The following is a 17,909-nucleotide window of genomic DNA, read 5'->3' on the forward strand; positions in this document are numbered from 1 at the left end:
CCAGTATAGGCTCAGCCCAGGCTCTGGGTCAGTTTGCGCACCACCAACTCGCGGATCTTGGCGGTTAAAAAGTGGCTGGGCACATAGCGCACCGGTGAGCCGCCCCGGCGGCTGGGCCTGTTATCGGCCTGGACATAGGCCAAAATGGCCAGGGCGTGCTGGCGGTCCCAGGCCCAGAGGCACTGGCCCCGGATCTGCCACTGCCAATAGGCATCGGTGGGCCATTGCAGGCGCCGCCGGCTTTGCTGGTGGCAGGCAGGGCAGCGGATAAGGCCCTGGGTCATCAGCGGGTAGCCCCCTTCGCTTTCAGGTACTCCCCCTTCTTGATAGCCGCCGCTTCTTATGTAGGCGCCGCTGGAGCGGGGGGCCTTCCAGCGGTAATGGCTGGGAAAGCGTTCCACCACCAGCCAGTTACTCCAGCGGTGTACCGGCCTGTGTTCGGCGCTGGCATCAAAATGACGGGCCGAGTGAAATTCAAAAGGTTCTTCAAAAAAGGCCTGGCCCTGGCAATGGGGGCAGCGGACCTCGATGGGGGCGGGCAATCTCATCCTGGACAACCTGGGGTAAAAGAGGCTCAAGCCTACGCCAGACCAGCCCTTGCCGGCCAGGTACTTTTCGGGCTTGGGGCCTGAGTCAGTCGCCTTTTTTCGCGTTACGATTGCCAAGCAGATAGCCGGCCACCGTGCCCAGTAGGCCCATCACCGGTGCTATTTGCTGTTGGCTGTACCCCACCACGATCAGGAAGGTGGCCGAGGTGATGATAAGGGGCAGGGCGCAGACTCGCAGTACCTCGTTGGCGTCATGCCCTTTTTTGATCAGGTGGGCCATAAAGCCGAACACGGTGATCCCAAACACCAGGATGATGATGCTAAGGGTAATGGCCAGATCCGGTGACCAAGCCGTGTTGGGGCCCGTATCAGGCGCCAGCCATTTGTCGGTGGTGCTGCCGAGTTCGGCGGTTTTTTGGGTCAGGCTGTCCATCAGGGCCTGGCGGTCTGAGGCTGAGTCGGCCATGGGCTGTCCTTAGGGTTTATTCAGGGTGTCATTGATGTTTTGGAGCAAGGCGGTTTGCAGCTGGATGATGTCTTCGAGACTGCGCACCCGCTTTTCCAGCTCGATCAGCCGTTGGTTCGCGGCGAGTCTGTCCACAGCAACATCCGATGCCATGGCTGCCTCTGGGAACTGGGCGTCAACCAGGCTTCTTGGCACCAGCTTTATCTGGTCGTTGGACAACTGCACTGCGATATAGGGATCGGCCTGCAGGGCCCTGATGTCGTCCAACTGCTGTTGACTGAGTTCGGGAGTTGGCTCGGCGGCCAGAAGGTTGCCAGCCAGTAAGAGGGCCGTCAGGCCCGTTGCTATTGTCTTGATCATCGCCGTCTGCTCCTTTTCCGTCCTTGGGCAGGGACGAGGAGCACGGCCTTGAAAGGCCTTTTCATCATCCCTGATGCCTAAAAAGCAAAGCAGCTGCCGTGGCAGCTTGCCAAGGGGAGGGCGGTATTTTTGATCAGGCTCTCAATTGGGCTGCCAGGGCACCGTCCAGCTCCGGGTGTTGAAACACAAAGCCGGCTTCCAGCAAGCGTTTGGGGATCACCTTCTGGCCGTCCAGCAGCAAGGTGGCCCCTTCTCCCAGCAGTAGCTTGGCTGCCAAAGGCGGCATGGGCAACAGGGTGGGGCGGCCAAGGGCGCGGCCAAGGGCCTGGGTCAGCTCGCTGTTGCTGACCGGGTTTGGGGCCGTGCAGTTGAAAGCCCCGGACAGATCCTCCCTGTCCAGCAGGAAGAGGATGGCGGCAACCATGTCGGTATGGCTTATCCAGCTCATCATCTGTTCCCCCGACCCTATCCTGCCGCCCAGGCCCAGCTTGAAGGGCGGCAGCATCTTGTGCAGGGCGCCGCCACCTTTACCCAGCACCACCCCGGTGCGCAGCAGGCAAACCCGGGTAAATTCCTGGGCTTTAAGGGCACGCTGCTCCCAACCGGCACAAAGGCGGTGGGCAAAGTCGTCGGTGATGGCGCTGTAGCTCTCCGTGACTATGGTATCCGGTGACTGGGGGCCGTAGTAACCGATGGCCGAACCGCTGATAAAGACCCTGGGTGGGGCCTTGGCCATGGCGTTCACCAGTTCTTCGGTGAGCTGCCAGCGGCTGCTTTCGAGGCGCCGCTTCTGGTGCTGGCTCCAGCGCTTGTCGGCTATGGGTTCGCCGGCCAGGTTGATGACCGCATCCATGCCGGTAAGGTCCGGCACATTGGCGCAAAGGCTTATATCCTCGCCCAGCAGAGCCCGGGCCTTGTCGGGGTTACGGGTCAAGGCGGTGATGGCAAAGCGGCCTTTGAGGGCCGCCACCAGGGCCCGGCCGATAAAACCGGTGCCGCCGGTGATGAACAATTGGGGCTTACTCATGATGACCTCCCGGGGCCTTACCTTGAGTATTGAGGAAAAAACCTAGAAACTCATTGTCTTGTCGTCAAGCGCCCGCTCAGCCTCGTTCAGCGGGCGGCGCAGGGAAGGAAAACAGAAACGATGACCCGTTCTTGGATAGTAGGGCTGGCCGCCCTGGTGATAGTGCTGGCCGGCATCAAGCTGTCGGCCGACATGCTGGTGCCCTTTTTGCTGTCGGCCTTTATCGCCATCACCTGCAATCCGCTGGTGAACTGGCTGGCCCGCTTCAAGGTGCCAAGGGCCTTGGCGGTGGTGCTGATCATTGCCCTTATCGTGTTGTTGGGCCTGATGCTGACTGGCCTGGTGGGCAGTTCCCTCAACCAGTTCTCCGCCAATATCCCTGAGTATCGTGCCCGCCTGCTGACCCAATTCAGTTGGGTGACCGATCACCTGGCCCAATACAACATCAACCTCGACCGCCAGCAGCTGCAAACCATCTTGGACCCCGGTGCCGCCATGAGCATGGCTGCCAATACCCTGTCCAGCCTGGGAGGGTTGCTGACCAACTTCTTCCTGATCCTGCTGACCGTGGTGTTCATGTTGTTCGAGGCCAAGAGCCTGTCGGAAAAGGTGCACATGGCCAGCGGCGGCGCCGAACACATCTACCTGGCCCTGGACCGGTTTTTCCGGTCGGTCAATCACTACCTGGCCATCAAGACCCTGGTGAGCCTGTGCACCGGGGCCCTTATCTGGCTGTGGCTCTGGGTACTGGGGGTGGACTTCCCGCTGCTTTGGGGGGTGCTGGCCTTTCTGCTCAACTACATTCCCAACATCGGTTCCATCATCGCCGCCATACCGGCGGTGCTGCTGGCGTTGTTGCAGCTGGGCCTGGGTCATGCGGGGCTGACGGCCCTTGGCTTTTTGCTGGTCAATACCCTGATGGGCAACGGCGTCGAACCCAGGCTGATGGGCCGGGGCCTGGGACTGTCCACCCTGGTGGTGTTCCTGAGCCTGGTATTCTGGGGCTGGTTGCTGGGCACTGTGGGCATGCTGCTGTCGGTGCCCCTGACCATGATCATCAAGATTGCCTTGGAGTCCAATCCCAAGTCGGCCCACCTGGCAATATTGCTGGGGGGCGATCTGCCGGCTCAGGAAGAGGCCAAAGAGGCGCGCAGCTGACGGCACAAGAACAGCAGGGCCGGTTCGCAATTGCTGCCTTCAATCAAGGGTTGGCGCTCGGGTCCTGACAGGGGCAGTATCTCCAGCCAACGGGCGGTGAGCCAGGCGGCGTCGTCAAAGGCCGGCTGGGGGTAAAGTTCCGCCAGCTCCGGATGTTCCTCGAATACCTGCCCCAGCAGTTTTTGCAGCACGGCAGCGCCGTCGGGCAGGGCCAGGGCCGGCCAGTTGTCCAATAGCTGCACCTGGGCCAGGTGCAGTTTGTCCTCTTCCTGGCGGCTCGACAGGATACGGTAGCGCTGGCGCCCTTCCACCGTGATGCCAAGGCGGCCATCGGGCAGGGATTCAAAGTCCACCACTGCCACCAGGGTACCCACGGGGCAGAGCCGCTCGGGGGTATTGAGGGGGGCTTTGGGGTTGGGCATGCAGATCCCAAAGGGCCGTCGGCCGGCCATGGCATCGGCCACCATCCGCAGGTAACGTGGTTCAAAGACCCGCAGCGGCATGCGCCCGCCGGGCAGGATCTGGGTGTCCAGTACAAACTGCGCAACGTCCATCAACATCACTCGTTAGGGGTAGTGCTACCGGTTATACCCCCATTATGCAGGAGCAGATCAGGAGGCGGGATGCTCAACCTTGTCTTTGCAGCCCTGGGGCTGGGCCATATGGCGGCGGCCTACCGGGGACCCAAGTGGTTTTTTTACCTGTCCAAGCCCGGCGCCATGTTGGTGCTGGTGGCCATGGCCCTGGGCCTTGGTGCCAGCGACAGTCCCTATGGGCGCTGGCTGCTGGCCGGGTTGTTGCTGTCCACCCTGGGGGACATCTTGCTGATGTTGCCAAAGGATCGTTTTGTGGCGGGACTGGTGGCCTTTTTACTGGCCCATCTTTGTTACGTGGCGGCCTTCTGGCCTCAGGAGCATGGGCTGCATTGGCCCTGGCTGCTGGCGCTGCTGGTGGTGGCGGCGCTGGTGCTGCGGCTGCTTTGGCCTGGCCTTGGGGCCTTCAAGGGGCCGGTGCTGGGTTACATGGCGGCCATTTTGCTGATGGCCTGGCTGGCCGGCGAGCGTTATCTGGCGGCCCCCGGCAGTGGCACCGCCTTGGCGGCGTTGGGTGCTTTGGTGTTTATGCTGTCCGACAGCGTGCTGGCCCTGGACCGTTTTCGCCGGCCCTTCAAGGCGGCCAGCGCCGTCATCATGGGCACCTACTACGGGGCCCAGTACCTGTTGGTGTTGTCCCTGACATGAAAAAGCCCGGCGATGCCGGGCTTTTTTTACTCAGTAGGCGCTCTTGATAAAGTCGCGCACCGTCTGGTTGAGCTTGATGCGTGAGTCGGGCTGCACGTACATCATGTGTCCGGCCGGGTAGTAGCTGAAGCTGACGTTCTTCTCGATGCTCGGCTCCAGGTCCATGTGGCTGAAGGTGTACTCGGTGGCATAGAAGGGGGTCGCCAGATCGTAATAGCCGTTGGCCACCATCACCTTGAGGTGGGTGTTGGTGCTCATGGCGTGGCGCAGATCCTCGGCGACATTGGTGTAGCCGGCGCGGTCGGTGTCCCAATCCCAGGCGCGGTTTACCTTGCCAGACAGGATCTGGTATTCGCTGTCGTCCTTGAACTTGAGCTCGCGGCGCACGTAGTCGTTAAAGGCGGCGGTGTAGGGGCCCATGATGGCGGTGTAGCTGGGATCGTGCTGGAAGCTTTCACCGGCGGCGTCGCGGTCGATACCGATAAAGCGGCTGTCCAGGCGGCCGACGGTGCGGCGCTGGTCACGGAGCAGTTCCTTGGTGAAGCGGAAGATGCTGATACGCAGGTTGGTCTGGTCCAGGTAGGCCTTGTCCAGGCCGGTGTACTGGTGCAGCTTGTCGATGATCTGCGCCTTCTGGGCGGTGGGCAGCTTGGAACCCTGCATCAGGGCACTGGCGTACTGGCCGCCGGCAAAATCCCGTACTTCCTGCAAGAAGGCCTCCAGATCCTGGGGCTTATTCGGCAAGGCATTGTGATACCAGGCGGTGGCCGCATAGGTGGGCAGGAAGGTGATGTAGGGTAGATCGTTGCCGGTTTCGAAACGGGCGGTCTGGAAGTTGAGGATGCTGGAGATCAGCATCACGCCGTTCATGTAAACCCCCCGGTTTTCCAGCTCGTCCACCACGGCGGCGCTGCGGGTGGTGCCGTAGGACTCACCGGCCAGGAATTTGGGGGAGTTCCAGCGTTCGGCACGGGTCAGCCAGAGGCGGATAAAGTCGGCCATGGCCACCTTGTCGGCCTTGACGCCCCAAAAGTCCTTGCCCTCGGCCTTGCCTTCGGCCTTGGAATAACCAGTGCCCACCGGGTCGATAAAGACCAGATCGGTGGCGTCGAGGATGCTGTCGTCGTTGTCCACCAGGTCAAAGGGGGCATTGGCGGGCTGGGTGACGTCGGGGAACTGGATGCGGCGCGGGCCGAAGGTGCCCAGGTGCAGCCAGACCGAAGAAGAGCCAGGGCCTCCGTTAAAGGCGAAAGTCACCGGGCGCTTGCGCACATCGCTCACATCGTCTTTGGTGTAGGCCACGTAGAAGTAGCTGGCGGTGGGCTCGCCCTTGTCGTTTTTCAGCACCAGGGTGCCGGTGGTGGCCTTGTAGTCCAGCTTGTTGCCGTGGATACGCAGGCTGTGCTCGGTCACCACTTTTTGATCGTTGACGGCGGGGGCCGGGGCTTTATCGGCAGCCAGGGCGGGCGCCATCACCAGGGCCATGCCCAAGAGCAAGGTTCTCACAAGTGCGTTCTCTTATCGTTATGGATTTAGGCCAGTATTGTTGCTGGTGACCTGACTGCAAGAGCAGATACGACAGAAAGCAAAAGGCCCGCGATTGCGGGCCTTTTGGTCAGGAGCGGGTCACATCCACCATCAACTTGAGCACTTGCCCCGGTTGCAGGTAGTTGTCTGCGTCCAACTGATTCCACTTGAGCAGGTCGTTGACCGTGACCTTGAACTTGCTGGCAATCAGGGCCAGGGAGTCACCACGGCGCACCTTGTAACTGACGTTGCGGCTGACACCGCCGCTGGCGCGGGTGTTGGCGTCGGAGCTCAGCCAAACGGTGAGCTTGCGGTTCAGGGACAGGGTGTCCTTGGGAGACATGTTGTTCCAGCGGGCCAGATCCTTGGTGGATACCTGGTACTTGCGGGCTATGGTCCACAGGCTCTCACCACTGCGCACCTGATGGCTGATGGTGGCGCGGCGGTTGGCCACCGCCTGGCTGGGGCGGCCGTCGGCCAACGCCTGGCTGGACAGGGGGATCATCAATTCCTGGCCGACACGGATAATGTTGCCGCTGATGCTGTTGGCCTTACGCAGGGATGGCACGTCCGTTTCGTACAGATGGGCCAGCTTGAGCAGGCTGTCGCCGCTTTTCACCTTGTGGCGGGCCCAGCGCAGCCGGTCTTTGGCGGGCAGGGCGGCCAGTTTGGTGTTGAAGCCCTCGGCTTTGTCCATGGGCAGCAACAGCACCTGGGTGCTGTCCGGGCTGGTGGCCCAGCGGTTAAAACCGGGGTTAAGGGCATGCAGCTTGCTGACACTGATCCCGGCCAGTTCGGCCGCTACCGACAAGTCCAGCTGCTTGTCCACGGTCACCTGGGCCAGGCGCTGCTCGTTGGCCACCGCCTTGAAGTGGGCCTTGCCTTCCTCGCTTTTGAGGATCTCGGCCAGGGCCAGCAGGCGCGGCACATAGGCACGGGTCTCACGGGGCAGATCCAAGGACCAAAAATCGGTGGGTTTGCCCTTTTTCTTGTTGCTGGCGATGGCGCGCATCACCCGGCCTTCACCTGAGTTGTAGGCGGCCAGGGCGTGGAGCCAGTCACCGTCGAACATCTGGTTGAGGTACTTGAGGTAGGCCACGGCAGCCTTGGTAGAGGCCAGCACGTCACGGCGGCCGTCGTACCAGTAGTCCTGTTCCAGGCCAAAGCGCTTACCGGTGCCGCTGATGAACTGCCACATGCCGGCAGCGCGGCCGTGGGAGTAGGCGAAGGGATCGAAGGCGCTCTCGACTATGGGCAGCAGGGTCAGTTCGGTGGGCACCCCGGCCTGTTCCAGCTCATCGACGATGATGTACAGGAAAGGCTCGGCCCGCTTGGATACCCTTTCCAGGTACTTGGGGTGCTTTTTAAACCAGGCCAACTGGGTCTGGATCCGAGGCTGCTGGTTGTCGTAGCTCAGGGCAAAATCGTTGCTGATCTGGTCCCAGAGGTTGTCAAAGGGCGCCACCGCTTCGGCGTCGCCGTCAGCCAGGATATCCACCTCGGAACTCTCAGGCTCGGGGGGCAGGGTTTCGTCGCCAGCCGCAGCTACGGCGGTGTCGTCGGGCGTGTCGGTACTCAGTACCACCGGCAGTTCGTCGGGGGACTCAGTACTGTGGGTCATCTGGCAGCCGGCCAAAAGCACCGGCAGCAGCAAGGCTAATGCTGTCTTTTTCATCAATGTCATTTTTGGGTTGGGGGCCTTGGTCAGCTCATATCCTTGAAGCGTCGCAGCGCCGCAAAAACTTGGACGGCCGTATCACAGGGACCTTCATTGAAGGCTTCCGCTGCTGCCTTGACGGCGGTCTGTTCAACGCGCAAGAAAGGATTGATGGCCTTTTCTTTCGCCAGCGTGGAGGGCAGGGTGGCCAGACCGGCTTGGCGCCAGCGGGCTACGTCCTCCATGTAGGTTTTCAATGCCTGGTTGGTGGGTTCCACTTTCCAGGCGAACCCCAGGTTGGCCTGGGTGTATTCGTGGGTGCAGTAGACCCGGGTTTCCCCGGGGAGCGCCGCCAGTTTTTGCAGCGACTCGAACATCGTAGGAGCGTCACCTTCGAACAGGCGCCCGCAACCTCCGCTGAACAAGGTATCGCCACAAAAGAGCATTCCTTGACCAAAATAGGCGATATGGCCCCGAGTATGGCCCGGAACCGCCAGAACCTGCAAAGTCTCAAGCGTTTGAAGTTGAACCCGATCACCTTCTGACAGGGGCTGGGTAATGCCGTCAATGTCTTCGCTGGCCGGCCCGTAAACAGGCACCGGGTAGCGGGCGCACAGCTCGGCGATGCCGCCGGTGTGGTCCCAGTGGTGATGGGTGATGAGAATGGCGCTGAGGGTCCATTGGCGCTCGGCCAATACTGCCAGCACCGGTTGGGCGTCACCTGGGTCCACCACGGCGATGCTGTCCGGGCCGGTGCGAATGGCCCAGATGTAGTTATCCTTAAAGGCAGGAATGGCAAATACCGGGTCCTGGTGGGGGAGGCTCTTGTTCATCAGGTCCGTCAAAGGCACAGTGTCATTCTCCCTTGGTCAGATGGAAACTGCTGATGCTGTTTAGTCCGGTGAAAAGGCATCAATCCGGCACCATGCCCGAGTCTTGGCAAAGTCTCAAGGATGGCGCCTGGTTCCTGGAACAGGAGGCCTGCCGCCTGAGCCTGTGGTGGCCGCGTTTTTATGGTTATTACCTGGTCAAGGTCGGGCCCTTGGCCAGTGCCTTTGACTGCTCCGCTGCCCGGGTGCAGCGCCAGTGGTATATAGGCCAAAGCGGCCAGGTGCAATGTCAGGGCACCGAACTGCCCCTGCAGGGGCGCAGCGTCGATGTGTTGGTGATGTCCCATAACCTGGAATACAGCACAGACCCTCACCAACTGATGCGCGAAGCCGAACGGGTGTTGGTGGACGGTGGCCATCTGGTGCTGACCGGCTTTAACCCCTTGTCGCTGATGCACCTTTGCGGCTTTTGGCGCAAGACCCCGCCCTTTGATGGCCATTTCTATCACCCCCTGCGCATCAAGGACTGGCTGGCCCTGCTGGGTTTTGAGGTGATCGCCGACGAGCGGTTGCTGTTTGGCCCTTTGCCAGGGCGTAACCCCCAGTGGCTGGAGGCACTGGGAGAAAACTATGCCCATTTCCTGGGTGGCCTCTATGTGCTGGTGGCCCGCAAGCGCAGTATTCCCCTGCAGCTGACCCCGGCCCTTGGCCGGCGCCGCCAGCGCGCCGTGGTGCCGGTGACCGGCACCGTTACCGGGCGCGTAGCCAGGCAGGGAGGGCCCAAAGCCCATCGAGAATGACATCCGGCGCCTTGCCGCCCTGGTCCAGGGCCTGCTGGCGAAACTTGCCGGTGCGCACCAATATGCCGGTTAGACCGGCCTGTTGGGCAGCCCTCACGTCCGTATCCAGATCGTCCCCCACCATGGCCAGTTGCGCAGGGGCCAACCCCAATCTTTCGGCTCCTAGGGCAAAGATGCCCTGCTGGGGCTTGCCGCACACCAGCAACTCGGCGCCGCTGGCTTCTGCCAGCAGCCTGGCAAAGGGCCCTACGTCCAAGCGCAGGCCTTGTGGGCCCTGATAGTAGGTACTTAGCCCCAGGCTGATAACGGGAATGCCGGGATTCTGGTGCAGGCAATTGAAAGCAGCATTGAGGCACCGGTAATCCCAGTCCGGGCCTATATCCCCCAGCACCAGGGCCTCGGGGTGGTGCTGGTCCTGCTGGTAATCGTCAAAAGCGCTTTGAATGCCCTCTGCCACCAATGACCAGAGACGACGGATGCCGCGCTCGGCCAGCAGTGATTGGGCCACGCTCAGGGGGGACAGGATAAACTTGGGGCTGATGTCCAGGCCAAGGCCAACCAGTTTGGCGGCCAGGGCCTTGGGAGTCAGGCGGGTGCTGTTGGTAACAAAGGCCAGGGGCAGGGTGGCTTTCAGTTCCTGGGCCGCTTCCAGGGCACCGGGCAGGGGCTGGTCGTTGACCAGCAAGACCCCATCCAGATCGCAAAGCAGCCCTTCAATCATGTCACCCCTCGAAGCCCGAATCCTCCAGTAAAGTATTGGACTCGGCGGCGGCCCTGGCCAGTTGGTCAACCTTTTCGTTCTCCGGGTGGCCGGAATGGCCCTTGACCCAGTGCCAGCGGATCTCGTGGCGGCCGGCGGCGGCGTCCAGGCGCTGCCACAGGTCCTGGTTCTTGACCGGCTGGCGGCTGGCGGTGCGCCAGCCGTTTTTCTTCCAGCCGGCCATCCAGGAGGTGATCCCTTGGCGCACGTACTGGCTGTCGGTCCAGATATCGATGCTGCACGGCTCTTTGAGGCTCTCAAGGCCGGCGATGGCGGCCAGCAGCTCCATGCGGTTGTTGGTGGTCAGGCGGTATCCTTGGCTCAAGCATTTCTCATGCTGCCGATAACGTAACAGGACGCCGTATCCGCCGGGACCCGGGTTGCCGAGGCAGGAGCCATCTGTGTAGAGGGTGATCTGTTTTCGCACTGGACTTCATTGGTAAGATGCGGGGAATTCGTCAAGTGTGCCTTTCTCGGCGCCCATCAGCAAATCCAAGGTCTTATGAGCGAGCAAATTCATCGTCAGGTGGTGCTGGATACCGAAACCACCGGTATGAACCAGGATGTCGGTCCTCACTGGGAAGGGCACCGCATCATCGAGATCGGCTGCGTCGAGGTGATCAACCGCCGCCTGACCGGCCGGCACTTCCACGTTTACCTGCAGCCGGACCGGCCGGTCGACCCCGAAGCCATCCAGGTGCACGGCATCACCGACGACTTCTTGCGGGACAAGCCCCGCTTTGCCGAGGTGGCCCAGGACTTTATCGAGTTTATTCGCGGCGCCGAGCTTGTTATCCATAACGCGCCCTTCGATATCGGCTTTATGGACCACGAGTTCCGCATGTGGAACCCCCAGCAGCCGGCCACCCAGACTTTCTGCAGCGTCACCGACACCCTGGTGATGGCGCGGCGCATGTTCCCCGGCAAGCGCAACAACCTGGACGTATTGTGCGACCGTTTCTTTATCGACAACTCCGGCCGTACCCTGCACGGCGCTTTGCTCGATGCCGAGATCCTGGCCGACGTCTACCTGGCCATGACCGGTGGCCAGACCAAACTCAACCTGGTGACCGGCGGCGACAGCAGCGAAGAGGGGGCAGGGGGCATACGCCGCCTTGACCTGCAGCCGGGCGCCTTGCGGGTGGTCAGGGCGACGGACACCGAGCTGGCTGCCCACGAGCAGCGGCTGGACCTGGTTCAGAAGAAAGGGGGCAGTTGTTTGTGGCGAGGTTGACCCCCTGGGCCCTGGCCCTTTTTGCCCTGCCGGTGGCAGCCGAGACGGTGACCCCGGATCCCAAGGCCCCCACCTTTTTGCAGACCCTGTTCCAAGTGGAGCAGGCGCCGCTGGTCAAGGTGTTTCGCCGGGAGGCTGGCTCAGATCCGGTGATCCTGGTGGGGCCGAGGGGCGATAAACTCTACGAGAGCCGCCATCCCGATGCCGTGCGCTGGTACAGCAATACCAGCCTGGATATTGTCAGCATCGAAGATCCCGAGTTGGGACCCTGGCAGGCCCTGGGCAAGGTTGAGGCCATTCTCGACTACCAGGGCATCGCCTTTGCAGAGCCCGCCTGGCCAAGCCCCCGTTACGCCGGGGAGGAGGTACGGCTTTGTCAGCCTTACCAGGAAGCGGCTCATGCCCTGACTCCCGAAGAAGTGCAGCACCTGGTGGTGGCCCGCACCTGGCTGACCAGTGCCCACCTGGGCCAGGACGACAACTTCGGCTTCAGTTCCAGTGCCAAGGTGAGCCTGCAACCGGACGGCAGCCTTTACTGTGCCCGTTTCAGCCTGCCGGATCTGGCCGGCCATTACCGTTGGCATCTGGAGAACAAGGCCGGTTTTGACAAACAGGCCTTCTCCCATGATCTGGAACTGAAAAAGGTCCCCTTCGAGGTGACCCTGCCGCCCCCGGCCGACGTGCTCAGCCCTCACCTTTACCAGTTGCACCTGCTGGCTGATGACATATTGGCGGGCTCGGTAAGGGCCCGGTTGGTGCTGCACCTGGGGGACAACCAGACCACCACCCGTATCCTGCGCCTGGATGAAAAGGGCCTGGGTGAGCTGCGCTACCCCCAGGAACCGGGCCAAAACGTCACCGTTACCGGTAGCATCGGCTTTGAAGACAGCAGCGGCCAAACCCGGCAGTTGAAGCTGGCGCCCCGTACCCTGGTGGCGATGCCGCCCAAGCCGGTGGCCGCCCCTAAACCCGAAGTGGTAGTGGAAGCTAAGTCGTCAATTTCTGGCCTGTGGTGGCTGCTGGCCCTGCTGCCTGTACTTTTTGGCAGCATATGGTGGCTGTTAAGGCGCAGAAACGGCGAGAAAGCTGTGTCTGAAAGCGTGCTAGAAATGCCGGAAACTCAACCGCAAGCACAGGAAAATGATGGCTTTTTGCTCGATTTGAGCCGTCCTGACGACTTTAACGAAAAAATTTAAGGAAAGGTGTTGACGCTAGGCGCGTACCGCCCTTAGTATTTGCGCCGCACCGGGGGTGACAACCCCAAAAGGTGAAGCGCGGAGTGGTAGTTCAGTTGGTTAGAATACCGGCCTGTCACGCCGGGGGTCGCGGGTTCGAGTCCCGTCCACTCCGCCAACAAACATGAGTCGATTGGGGTTGCACGCCCGGGTCGACGGCGCAAGCCAAAACGAATACAGTGCGGAGTGGTAGTTCAGTTGGTTAGAATACCGGCCTGTCACGCCGGGGGTCGCGGGTTCGAGTCCCGTCCACTCCGCCAACTTACAAATGCCGACCGGGGTTGCACGCCCAGGTAGGCGGCGAAAGCCAAAGCGAATACAGAGCGGGGGGGTAGTTCAGTTGGTTAGAATACCGGCCTGTCACGCCGGGGGTCGCGGGTTCGAGTCCCGTCCACTCCGCCACTTAATCCAAAGCCCGACCATCAGGTCGGGCTTTTTTATTGCCTTTTTTGGGGGCGCTTGCCTTCACCCTGCCATTTGTTCTCCTGCTCTCAGGCTTCCCCAGCGGCCCACTGCGGCGTCCTTTCAGCACCCTCAACCATCCCCCATGCCTATCCGTCTTAAGCTTTTCAGAGTTCGCCTGGCGGCGTTTGGCTAATGCCGTGCGTTGCATGTATTGGCTTGGCAGCCCAGAGGGTGAGCTGAAAAGGCAGGCTATTGTCGGTCTGTAAAAAGGCAAAAAAAAGCGCCCCTAAGGGCGCTTACCGAGAAAACCAAAAGGTTAGGGCTGGTAGTCTTTCTTGCCAAGCTTCAGTGACAGGCGTTCAACCAGCACGAAGAACAGCGGCACGAAGAAGATACCCAAGGCGGTGGAGGCAACCATACCACCCAGTACCCCGGTACCAACGGCGTTCTGGCTACCGGAGCCGGCGCCGCTGCTGATGGCCAGGGGCACAACACCCAGGCCGAAGGCCAGCGAGGTCATCAAAATGGGGCGCAGACGCATCCGTACCGCTTCGAGGGTGGCTTCCACCAGGCCTTTACCGGACTCGAACTGCTCTTTGGCAAATTCGACGATAAGGATGGCGTTCTTGGCACCCAGGCCGATGATGGTCAGCAGCGCTACCTGGAAGTAGACGTCGTTGGCCATGCCCCGGGCGTCGGTGGCGATCAGGGTACCCAGGACCCCAAGGGGGATCACCAGCAGTACCGAGAACGGAATGGACCAGCTTTCATAAAGGGCTGCCAGACACAGGAATACCACCAGGATAGACAGGGCATAGAGGGCAGGGGCCTGGTTACCGGCCAGCTTTTCCTCGTAGGACAGGCCTGTCCACTCCAGGCCAAAGCCCGGGGGCAGCTTGGCCACCAGATCTTCCATCTTGGCCATGGCGTCACCGGAGCTCTGGCCCGGGGCCGCAGCACCCTGGATCTGCACCGCCGGCAAGCCGTTGTAACGTTGCAGCTGGGGCGAACCGTAGGTCCAACGGCCGGAGGAGAAGGCCGAGAAGGGCACCATCTCGCCGCTGGCGTTGCGTACGAACCAGTCGTTCACGTCTTCCGGCTGCATGCGGTAAGGGGCTTCACCCTGCACATACACCTTTTTGACGCGGCCACGGTCGATAAAGTCGTTGACGTAGGTACCACCCCAGGCGGTGGCCAGGATGGAGTTGATATCGCTGACCGACACCCCGAGGGCACCGGCTTTTTCATGGTCGATATCCACCTTGTACTCTGACTTGTCGCTCTGGCCGTTGGGGCGAACCGCCACCAGGCCCGGCTCCTGGGCCGCCATGCCCAAAAGCTGGTTGCGGGCGGCCATCAGCTTGTCATGGCCCTGGGCGTTGCGGTCCTGCAGGTACATGTCAAAGCCGTTGGCGGTACCCAGCTCCAGTACCGCTGGCGGCACGAAGGCGAACACCATGGCGTCTTTGATCTGGAAGAAGGCGCCCATGGCACGGCCGGCGATAGACTGCACGTCGGTGCCGGGAGCGGTACGCTCACTCCAGTCCTTGAGCTTGACGAAGGCAATACCCATGTTCTGGCCCTGGCCGGCAAAGCTGAAGCCACCAACGGTCAGTACCGAGTAGACGTTGTCCTTCTCCTGGGTCAGGAAGTAGTCCTCTACCTGCTTAAACACCTGAGAGGTCTGTTCCTGGGTGGAGCCTTCCGGCAACTGCACCTGGACGAACAGCACGCCCTGATCCTCATCGGGGAGGAAGGAACTGGGGGTGCGGCTGAACAGCCAGCCGACGGCGGCGATGATCACCAGATAGATGATCATGAAGCGGCCACCGCGCTTGAGGATGGCAGCCACGTTGCCCTGGTAGCCCTGGGTGCATTTGTCGAACCAGCGGTTAAACCAGCCGAAGAAGCCGCGCTCGCTGGCGTGGTGGCCCTTCTGGATGGGTTTGAGCATGGTGGCGCACAGGGCCGGGGTCAAAATCAATGCCACCAGCACCGACAGGGCCATGGCCGAGACGATGGTGATGGAGAACTGGCGGTAGATAACCCCGGTGGAGCCGGTCATAAAGGCCATGGGGACGAACACGGCAGACAGCACCAGGCCGATGGCCACCAGGGCGCCGGTGATCTGTTCCATGGACTTCTTGGTGGCTTCCTTGGGGGACAGACCTTCTTCGCTCATCACCCGTTCGACGTTTTCCACCACGACGATGGCGTCGTCCACCAGCAGGCCGATGGCCAGTACCATGGCGAACATGGTCAGGGTGTTGATGGAGTAACCAAAGAAGGACAGCACGCCGAAGGTTCCCAGCAGTACCACGGGCACCGCTATGGTGGGGATCAAGGTGGCCCGGAAGTTCTGCAAGAACAGGTACATGATGAGGAACACCAGTGCCACGGCCTCGATAAGAGTGTGCACTACCCCTTCAATGGACAGCTTGACGAAGGGGGTGGTGTCAAAGGGCACTACCGCTTTGAGCCCGGTCGGGAAGAACTTGGACATCTCCTCGATCTTGGCCTCAACGGCGGCGGCGGTGTCCAGGGCGTTGGCACCTGTGGCCAGGCGAATACCCAGGCCGGTAGCTTGTTGGCCGTTGAAGTTGGTGGTGAAGCTGTAGTTCTCAGACCCCATCTCCACCTTGGCCACGTCTTTGAGGTAGACGTTGGCGCCGTTGCTGCCGGTACGCAGAATGATGTTGCGGAACTGCTCCGGGGTCTGCAGGCGGCTTTGGACCGTGACGGTGGCGTTGAGCTGCTGGCCCTGCACCGACGGCGTACCACCCAATTGGCCGGCAGCCACCTGGGCGTTCTGGGCCTGGATAGCGGCGGTGATGTCGGCGGCAGTGAAGTTGTACTGCTTGAGCTTGAAGGGGTCGAGCCAGATACGCATGGCGTACTGGGCACCGAACACCTGCAATTCACCCACACCCTGCACCCGGCTTAAGGGATCTTTGACGGTCGAGTTGATGTAGTCAGAGATATCGGCCTTGTCCATGGAGCCGTCTTCGGAAACGAAGGCGAGCACCATCAGGAAGTTACGTACCGACTTGGTAACGGTCACCCCCTGGCGCTGCACGCTTTCCGGCAGCAGCGGGGTGGCCAGTTGCAATTTGTTCTGCACCTGGACCTGGGCGATGTCCGGATCGGTATCGGAACTGAAGGTCAGGGTGATGGTGGCCTGGCCGTTGGAGTTACTGGTGGCCGACATGTAGTTCAGGCCATCAATACCGTTCATCTGTTGCTCGATGACCTGGGTAACGGCGTCTTCCACCGTCTTGGCCGAGGCACCGGGGTAGTTGGCGGTGATGGTCACCGTCGGCGGCGCTATGCTGGGGTACTGGGCCACCGGCAGGCGCATGATGGCCAATACCCCCACCAGCATGATGAGAATGGCGATCACCCAGGCAAAAATCGGGCGATCAATGAAAAAACGTGGCATGAATGCTCCCCTTACTGCTGCGCGGTGGCGTCAACCGTGGTTACGGCGGCACCGGGACGGACCTTCTGCAGGCCGTCGAGGATAACCTTGTCGCCGGCTTTGAGGCCGTCGGTGATGCGCCATTGGCCCTTGACCACTTCAGTGGCGTTGACCGGTCTGGCTTCCACCTTGTTGTCGGCGCCCACGACCATGACGCTGGCATTGCCTTTGGCGTCGCGGCTTACCCCTTTCTGGGGTACCAGAATGGCGGCGTCGTCCACCCCTGTGGTGACCATGGCGCGCACGTACATGCCGGGCAGCAGCACACCGTCAGGGTTGGGGAAAATGGCACGCAGGGTCACCGAGCCTGTGGTCTGGTTGACGTTGACCTCGGCAAACTCCAGCTTGCCGGCACGGGAATAGGTGCTGCCGTCTTCCAGGGTCAGGGACACCTCGGCGCTGTCGGCCTGCTTGAGGTTACCGCTGGCCAGCTTGGACTTGAGGGCCAGCAGGGCGGCGCTGGACTGGGTCAGGTCGACATAGATGGGGTCGAGCTGTTGTACCGTGGCCAGCTCCTGGGCCTGGTTGGCGGTCACCAAGGCGCCGGGGGTAACGCTGGACTTGCCGATATGGCCGCCGATGGGGGAGCGCACTTCGGTGTAGTTCAGGTTGATCTCGGCGGTGTTCTGGTTGGCTTCGGCCACCTTGATGTCGGCTATGGCCAACTGGTAGGCGGCTTCGGCATCGTCCAGGTCCTGCTGGCTCACATAGTTGGTTTTCACCAGTTTCTGGTAGCGCTTGAAGGTCAGTTCGGCGGAGCGGGCGTTGGCCTTGGCACGCAGCACGCTGGCCTTGGCGCTGGCCAGGGACGCTTCAAAGGGAGCGGGGTCAATCTGGTACAGAGGCTGGCCTTCCTCGACGGTACCGCCCTCGGTAAACAGACGCTTTAACACCACGCCGCTGATCTGCGGGCGGATCTGGGCTTCCAGGAAGGCCTGGGTACGGCCAGGAAGCTCGGTTTGCAGCTTCACCTGGGCAGGCTGAACCGTCATGATGCCGACTTCCTGAGGGGGCATCTGCTGCCCCTGAGCGGCCTGGTCGGCGGGGCTACAGGCCGACAGGGCTGCGGTGATCGCCAGGGCCAAAATGGCGCTTTTATATTGTCGCATGACAAAACCTCTGTGTTCGAAATGACAATCCTTGAAACAGGAACTCGGGATCTTTGAGTGCCGACATAATATCA

Annotated in this window: 17 protein-coding genes and 3 tRNA genes; 8 read left to right on the forward strand and 12 right to left on the reverse strand. The window is 61.4% G+C overall.

From position 1 onward, the window contains the following. Nucleotides 1–11: 11 nt before the first annotated feature. The 4 genes from B3C1_RS04535 to B3C1_RS04550 form a co-directional block, all read right to left on the reverse strand. Entirely contained in the window at nt 12–548 is a 537-nt protein-coding gene (locus tag B3C1_RS04535; RefSeq protein WP_008483219.1) for a hypothetical protein, read from the reverse strand. Nucleotides 549–633: 85 nt separating this feature from the next. Next, the gene (locus B3C1_RS04540; RefSeq protein WP_008483221.1) at nt 634–1,014 is read right to left on the reverse strand and encodes a hypothetical protein; all 381 of its coding nucleotides are present in this window, start codon (nt 1,012–1,014) and stop codon (nt 634–636) included. Nucleotides 1,015–1,023: 9 nt separating this feature from the next. Then, on the reverse strand, nt 1,024–1,374 hold the full coding sequence (locus B3C1_RS04545; protein WP_008483223.1) for a hypothetical protein: 351 nt from the start codon (nt 1,372–1,374) through the stop codon (nt 1,024–1,026). 133 nt (nt 1,375–1,507) lie between these two features. Beyond that, nucleotides 1,508–2,401, reverse strand: coding sequence for a TIGR01777 family oxidoreductase (locus B3C1_RS04550; protein ID WP_008483224.1), 894 nt, complete (start codon nt 2,399–2,401; stop codon nt 1,508–1,510). Between the two features lie 120 nt (nt 2,402–2,521). On the opposite strand from B3C1_RS04550, the gene B3C1_RS04555 reads away from it, so the two are divergent. Next, on the forward strand, nt 2,522–3,559 hold the full coding sequence (locus tag B3C1_RS04555; protein ID WP_008483225.1) for an AI-2E family transporter: 1,038 nt from the start codon (nt 2,522–2,524) through the stop codon (nt 3,557–3,559). Here the strand turns inward: B3C1_RS04555 and B3C1_RS04560 are convergent. Beyond that, nucleotides 3,529–4,113 carry an LON peptidase substrate-binding domain-containing protein gene (locus B3C1_RS04560; protein ID WP_008483226.1) on the reverse strand — a complete coding sequence of 195 codons (585 nt, stop codon included), beginning with the start codon at nt 4,111–4,113 and terminating at the stop codon, nt 3,529–3,531. The genes B3C1_RS04555 and B3C1_RS04560 overlap by 31 nt on opposite strands. A gap of 69 nt (nt 4,114–4,182) precedes the next feature. Between B3C1_RS04560 and B3C1_RS04565 the strand changes: the two genes are divergently transcribed. Then, nucleotides 4,183–4,800 carry a lysoplasmalogenase gene (locus B3C1_RS04565; RefSeq protein WP_008483228.1) on the forward strand — a complete coding sequence of 206 codons (618 nt, stop codon included), beginning with the start codon at nt 4,183–4,185 and terminating at the stop codon, nt 4,798–4,800. Nucleotides 4,801–4,830: 30 nt separating this feature from the next. Here the strand turns inward: B3C1_RS04565 and B3C1_RS04570 are convergent, their stop codons facing one another. The 3 genes from B3C1_RS04570 to gloB form a co-directional block, all read right to left on the reverse strand. Next, nucleotides 4,831–6,306 carry a S10 family peptidase gene (locus B3C1_RS04570; protein ID WP_237750964.1) on the reverse strand — a complete coding sequence of 492 codons (1,476 nt, stop codon included), beginning with the start codon at nt 6,304–6,306 and terminating at the stop codon, nt 4,831–4,833. A gap of 109 nt (nt 6,307–6,415) precedes the next feature. Then, a complete protein-coding gene (locus tag B3C1_RS04575; RefSeq protein WP_035481167.1) occupies nt 6,416–8,002 on the reverse strand; it encodes a lytic transglycosylase in 1,587 nt (528 codons plus the stop codon). A gap of 29 nt (nt 8,003–8,031) precedes the next feature. Continuing rightward, complete coding sequence (gene gloB, locus B3C1_RS04580) at nt 8,032–8,817, reverse strand: hydroxyacylglutathione hydrolase (protein ID WP_035481169.1); 786 nt, start codon at nt 8,815–8,817, stop codon at nt 8,032–8,034. Nucleotides 8,818–8,870: 53 nt separating this feature from the next. On the opposite strand from gloB, the gene B3C1_RS04585 reads away from it, so the two are divergent. Continuing rightward, on the forward strand, nt 8,871–9,614 hold the full coding sequence (locus B3C1_RS04585) for a class I SAM-dependent methyltransferase (protein WP_008483233.1): 744 nt from the start codon (nt 8,871–8,873) through the stop codon (nt 9,612–9,614). On the opposite strand, the gene B3C1_RS04590 is transcribed toward B3C1_RS04585, so the two are convergent. Beyond that, nucleotides 9,565–10,335 carry an HAD-IIA family hydrolase gene (locus B3C1_RS04590; RefSeq protein ID WP_008483234.1) on the reverse strand — a complete coding sequence of 257 codons (771 nt, stop codon included), beginning with the start codon at nt 10,333–10,335 and terminating at the stop codon, nt 9,565–9,567. The two genes, B3C1_RS04585 and B3C1_RS04590, sit on opposite strands and share 50 nt — an antisense overlap. A 1-nt stretch (nt 10,336) precedes the next feature. After that, a complete protein-coding gene (rnhA, locus tag B3C1_RS04595; protein ID WP_008483235.1) occupies nt 10,337–10,801 on the reverse strand; it encodes a ribonuclease HI in 465 nt (154 codons plus the stop codon). 75 nt (nt 10,802–10,876) lie between these two features. Here rnhA and dnaQ point away from each other — a divergent pair, with 75 nt between their 5' ends. The 5 genes from dnaQ (at nt 10,877) to B3C1_RS04620 (ending at nt 13,245) form a co-directional block, all read left to right on the forward strand. Next, nucleotides 10,877–11,608: a DNA polymerase III subunit epsilon gene (gene dnaQ / locus B3C1_RS04600; RefSeq protein WP_008483237.1), complete on the forward strand. Its 732-nt coding sequence runs from the start codon at nt 10,877–10,879 to the stop codon at nt 11,606–11,608. Next, nucleotides 11,596–12,804, forward strand: coding sequence for a hypothetical protein (locus B3C1_RS04605; protein WP_156804450.1), 1,209 nt, complete (start codon nt 11,596–11,598; stop codon nt 12,802–12,804). The genes dnaQ and B3C1_RS04605 overlap by 13 nt, the downstream gene beginning before the upstream one ends. An 80-nt stretch (nt 12,805–12,884) precedes the next feature. Beyond that, nucleotides 12,885–12,961, forward strand: a tRNA-Asp gene (locus tag B3C1_RS04610). A 65-nt stretch (nt 12,962–13,026) separates the two neighbouring features. Next, a tRNA-Asp gene (locus tag B3C1_RS04615) sits at nt 13,027–13,103 on the forward strand. Nucleotides 13,104–13,168: 65 nt separating this feature from the next. After that, a tRNA-Asp gene (locus tag B3C1_RS04620) sits at nt 13,169–13,245 on the forward strand. A 319-nt stretch (nt 13,246–13,564) separates the two neighbouring features. Here B3C1_RS04620 and B3C1_RS04625 read toward each other — a convergent pair. Both B3C1_RS04625 and B3C1_RS04630 read right to left on the reverse strand, forming a co-directional pair. Then, nucleotides 13,565–16,687, reverse strand: a complete 3,123-nt coding sequence (locus B3C1_RS04625; protein WP_008483239.1) for an efflux RND transporter permease subunit — start codon at nt 16,685–16,687, stop codon at nt 13,565–13,567. Nucleotides 16,688–16,698: 11 nt separating this feature from the next. Further along, entirely contained in the window at nt 16,699–17,835 is a 1,137-nt protein-coding gene (locus B3C1_RS04630; RefSeq protein ID WP_008483240.1) for an efflux RND transporter periplasmic adaptor subunit, read from the reverse strand. Between the last annotated feature and the right edge of the window lie 74 nt (nt 17,836–17,909).

Origin of the sequence: Gallaecimonas xiamenensis 3-C-1 (assembly GCF_000299915.1) — a bacterium.
Lineage (GTDB): Bacteria > Pseudomonadota > Gammaproteobacteria > Enterobacterales > Gallaecimonadaceae > Gallaecimonas > Gallaecimonas xiamenensis.

Excerpts from the sequence above, each read along its gene's own strand:
- B3C1_RS04575 (WP_035481167.1), bottom strand. The coding sequence starts at position 8,002 with ATGAAAAAGACAGCATTAGCCTTGCTGCTGCCGGTGCTTTTGGCCGGC.
- dnaQ (WP_008483237.1), top strand. The coding sequence starts at position 10,877 with ATGAGCGAGCAAATTCATCGTCAGGTGGTGCTGGATACCGAAACCACC.
- B3C1_RS04560 (WP_008483226.1), bottom strand. The coding sequence starts at position 4,113 with ATGGACGTTGCGCAGTTTGTACTGGACACCCAGATCCTGCCCGGCGGG.
- B3C1_RS04555 (WP_008483225.1), top strand. The coding sequence starts at position 2,522 with ATGACCCGTTCTTGGATAGTAGGGCTGGCCGCCCTGGTGATAGTGCTG.
- B3C1_RS04590 (WP_008483234.1), bottom strand. The coding sequence starts at position 10,335 with ATGATTGAAGGGCTGCTTTGCGATCTGGATGGGGTCTTGCTGGTCAAC.
- gloB (WP_035481169.1), bottom strand. The coding sequence starts at position 8,817 with ATGAACAAGAGCCTCCCCCACCAGGACCCGGTATTTGCCATTCCTGCC.
- B3C1_RS04585 (WP_008483233.1), top strand. The coding sequence starts at position 8,871 with ATGCTGTTTAGTCCGGTGAAAAGGCATCAATCCGGCACCATGCCCGAG.
- B3C1_RS04565 (WP_008483228.1), top strand. The coding sequence starts at position 4,183 with ATGCTCAACCTTGTCTTTGCAGCCCTGGGGCTGGGCCATATGGCGGCG.
- B3C1_RS04630 (WP_008483240.1), bottom strand. The coding sequence starts at position 17,835 with ATGCGACAATATAAAAGCGCCATTTTGGCCCTGGCGATCACCGCAGCC.
- B3C1_RS04545 (WP_008483223.1), bottom strand. The coding sequence starts at position 1,374 with ATGATCAAGACAATAGCAACGGGCCTGACGGCCCTCTTACTGGCTGGC.
- B3C1_RS04535 (WP_008483219.1), bottom strand. The coding sequence starts at position 548 with ATGAGATTGCCCGCCCCCATCGAGGTCCGCTGCCCCCATTGCCAGGGC.
- B3C1_RS04540 (WP_008483221.1), bottom strand. The coding sequence starts at position 1,014 with ATGGCCGACTCAGCCTCAGACCGCCAGGCCCTGATGGACAGCCTGACC.
- B3C1_RS04625 (WP_008483239.1), bottom strand. The coding sequence starts at position 16,687 with ATGCCACGTTTTTTCATTGATCGCCCGATTTTTGCCTGGGTGATCGCC.
- B3C1_RS04550 (WP_008483224.1), bottom strand. The coding sequence starts at position 2,401 with ATGAGTAAGCCCCAATTGTTCATCACCGGCGGCACCGGTTTTATCGGC.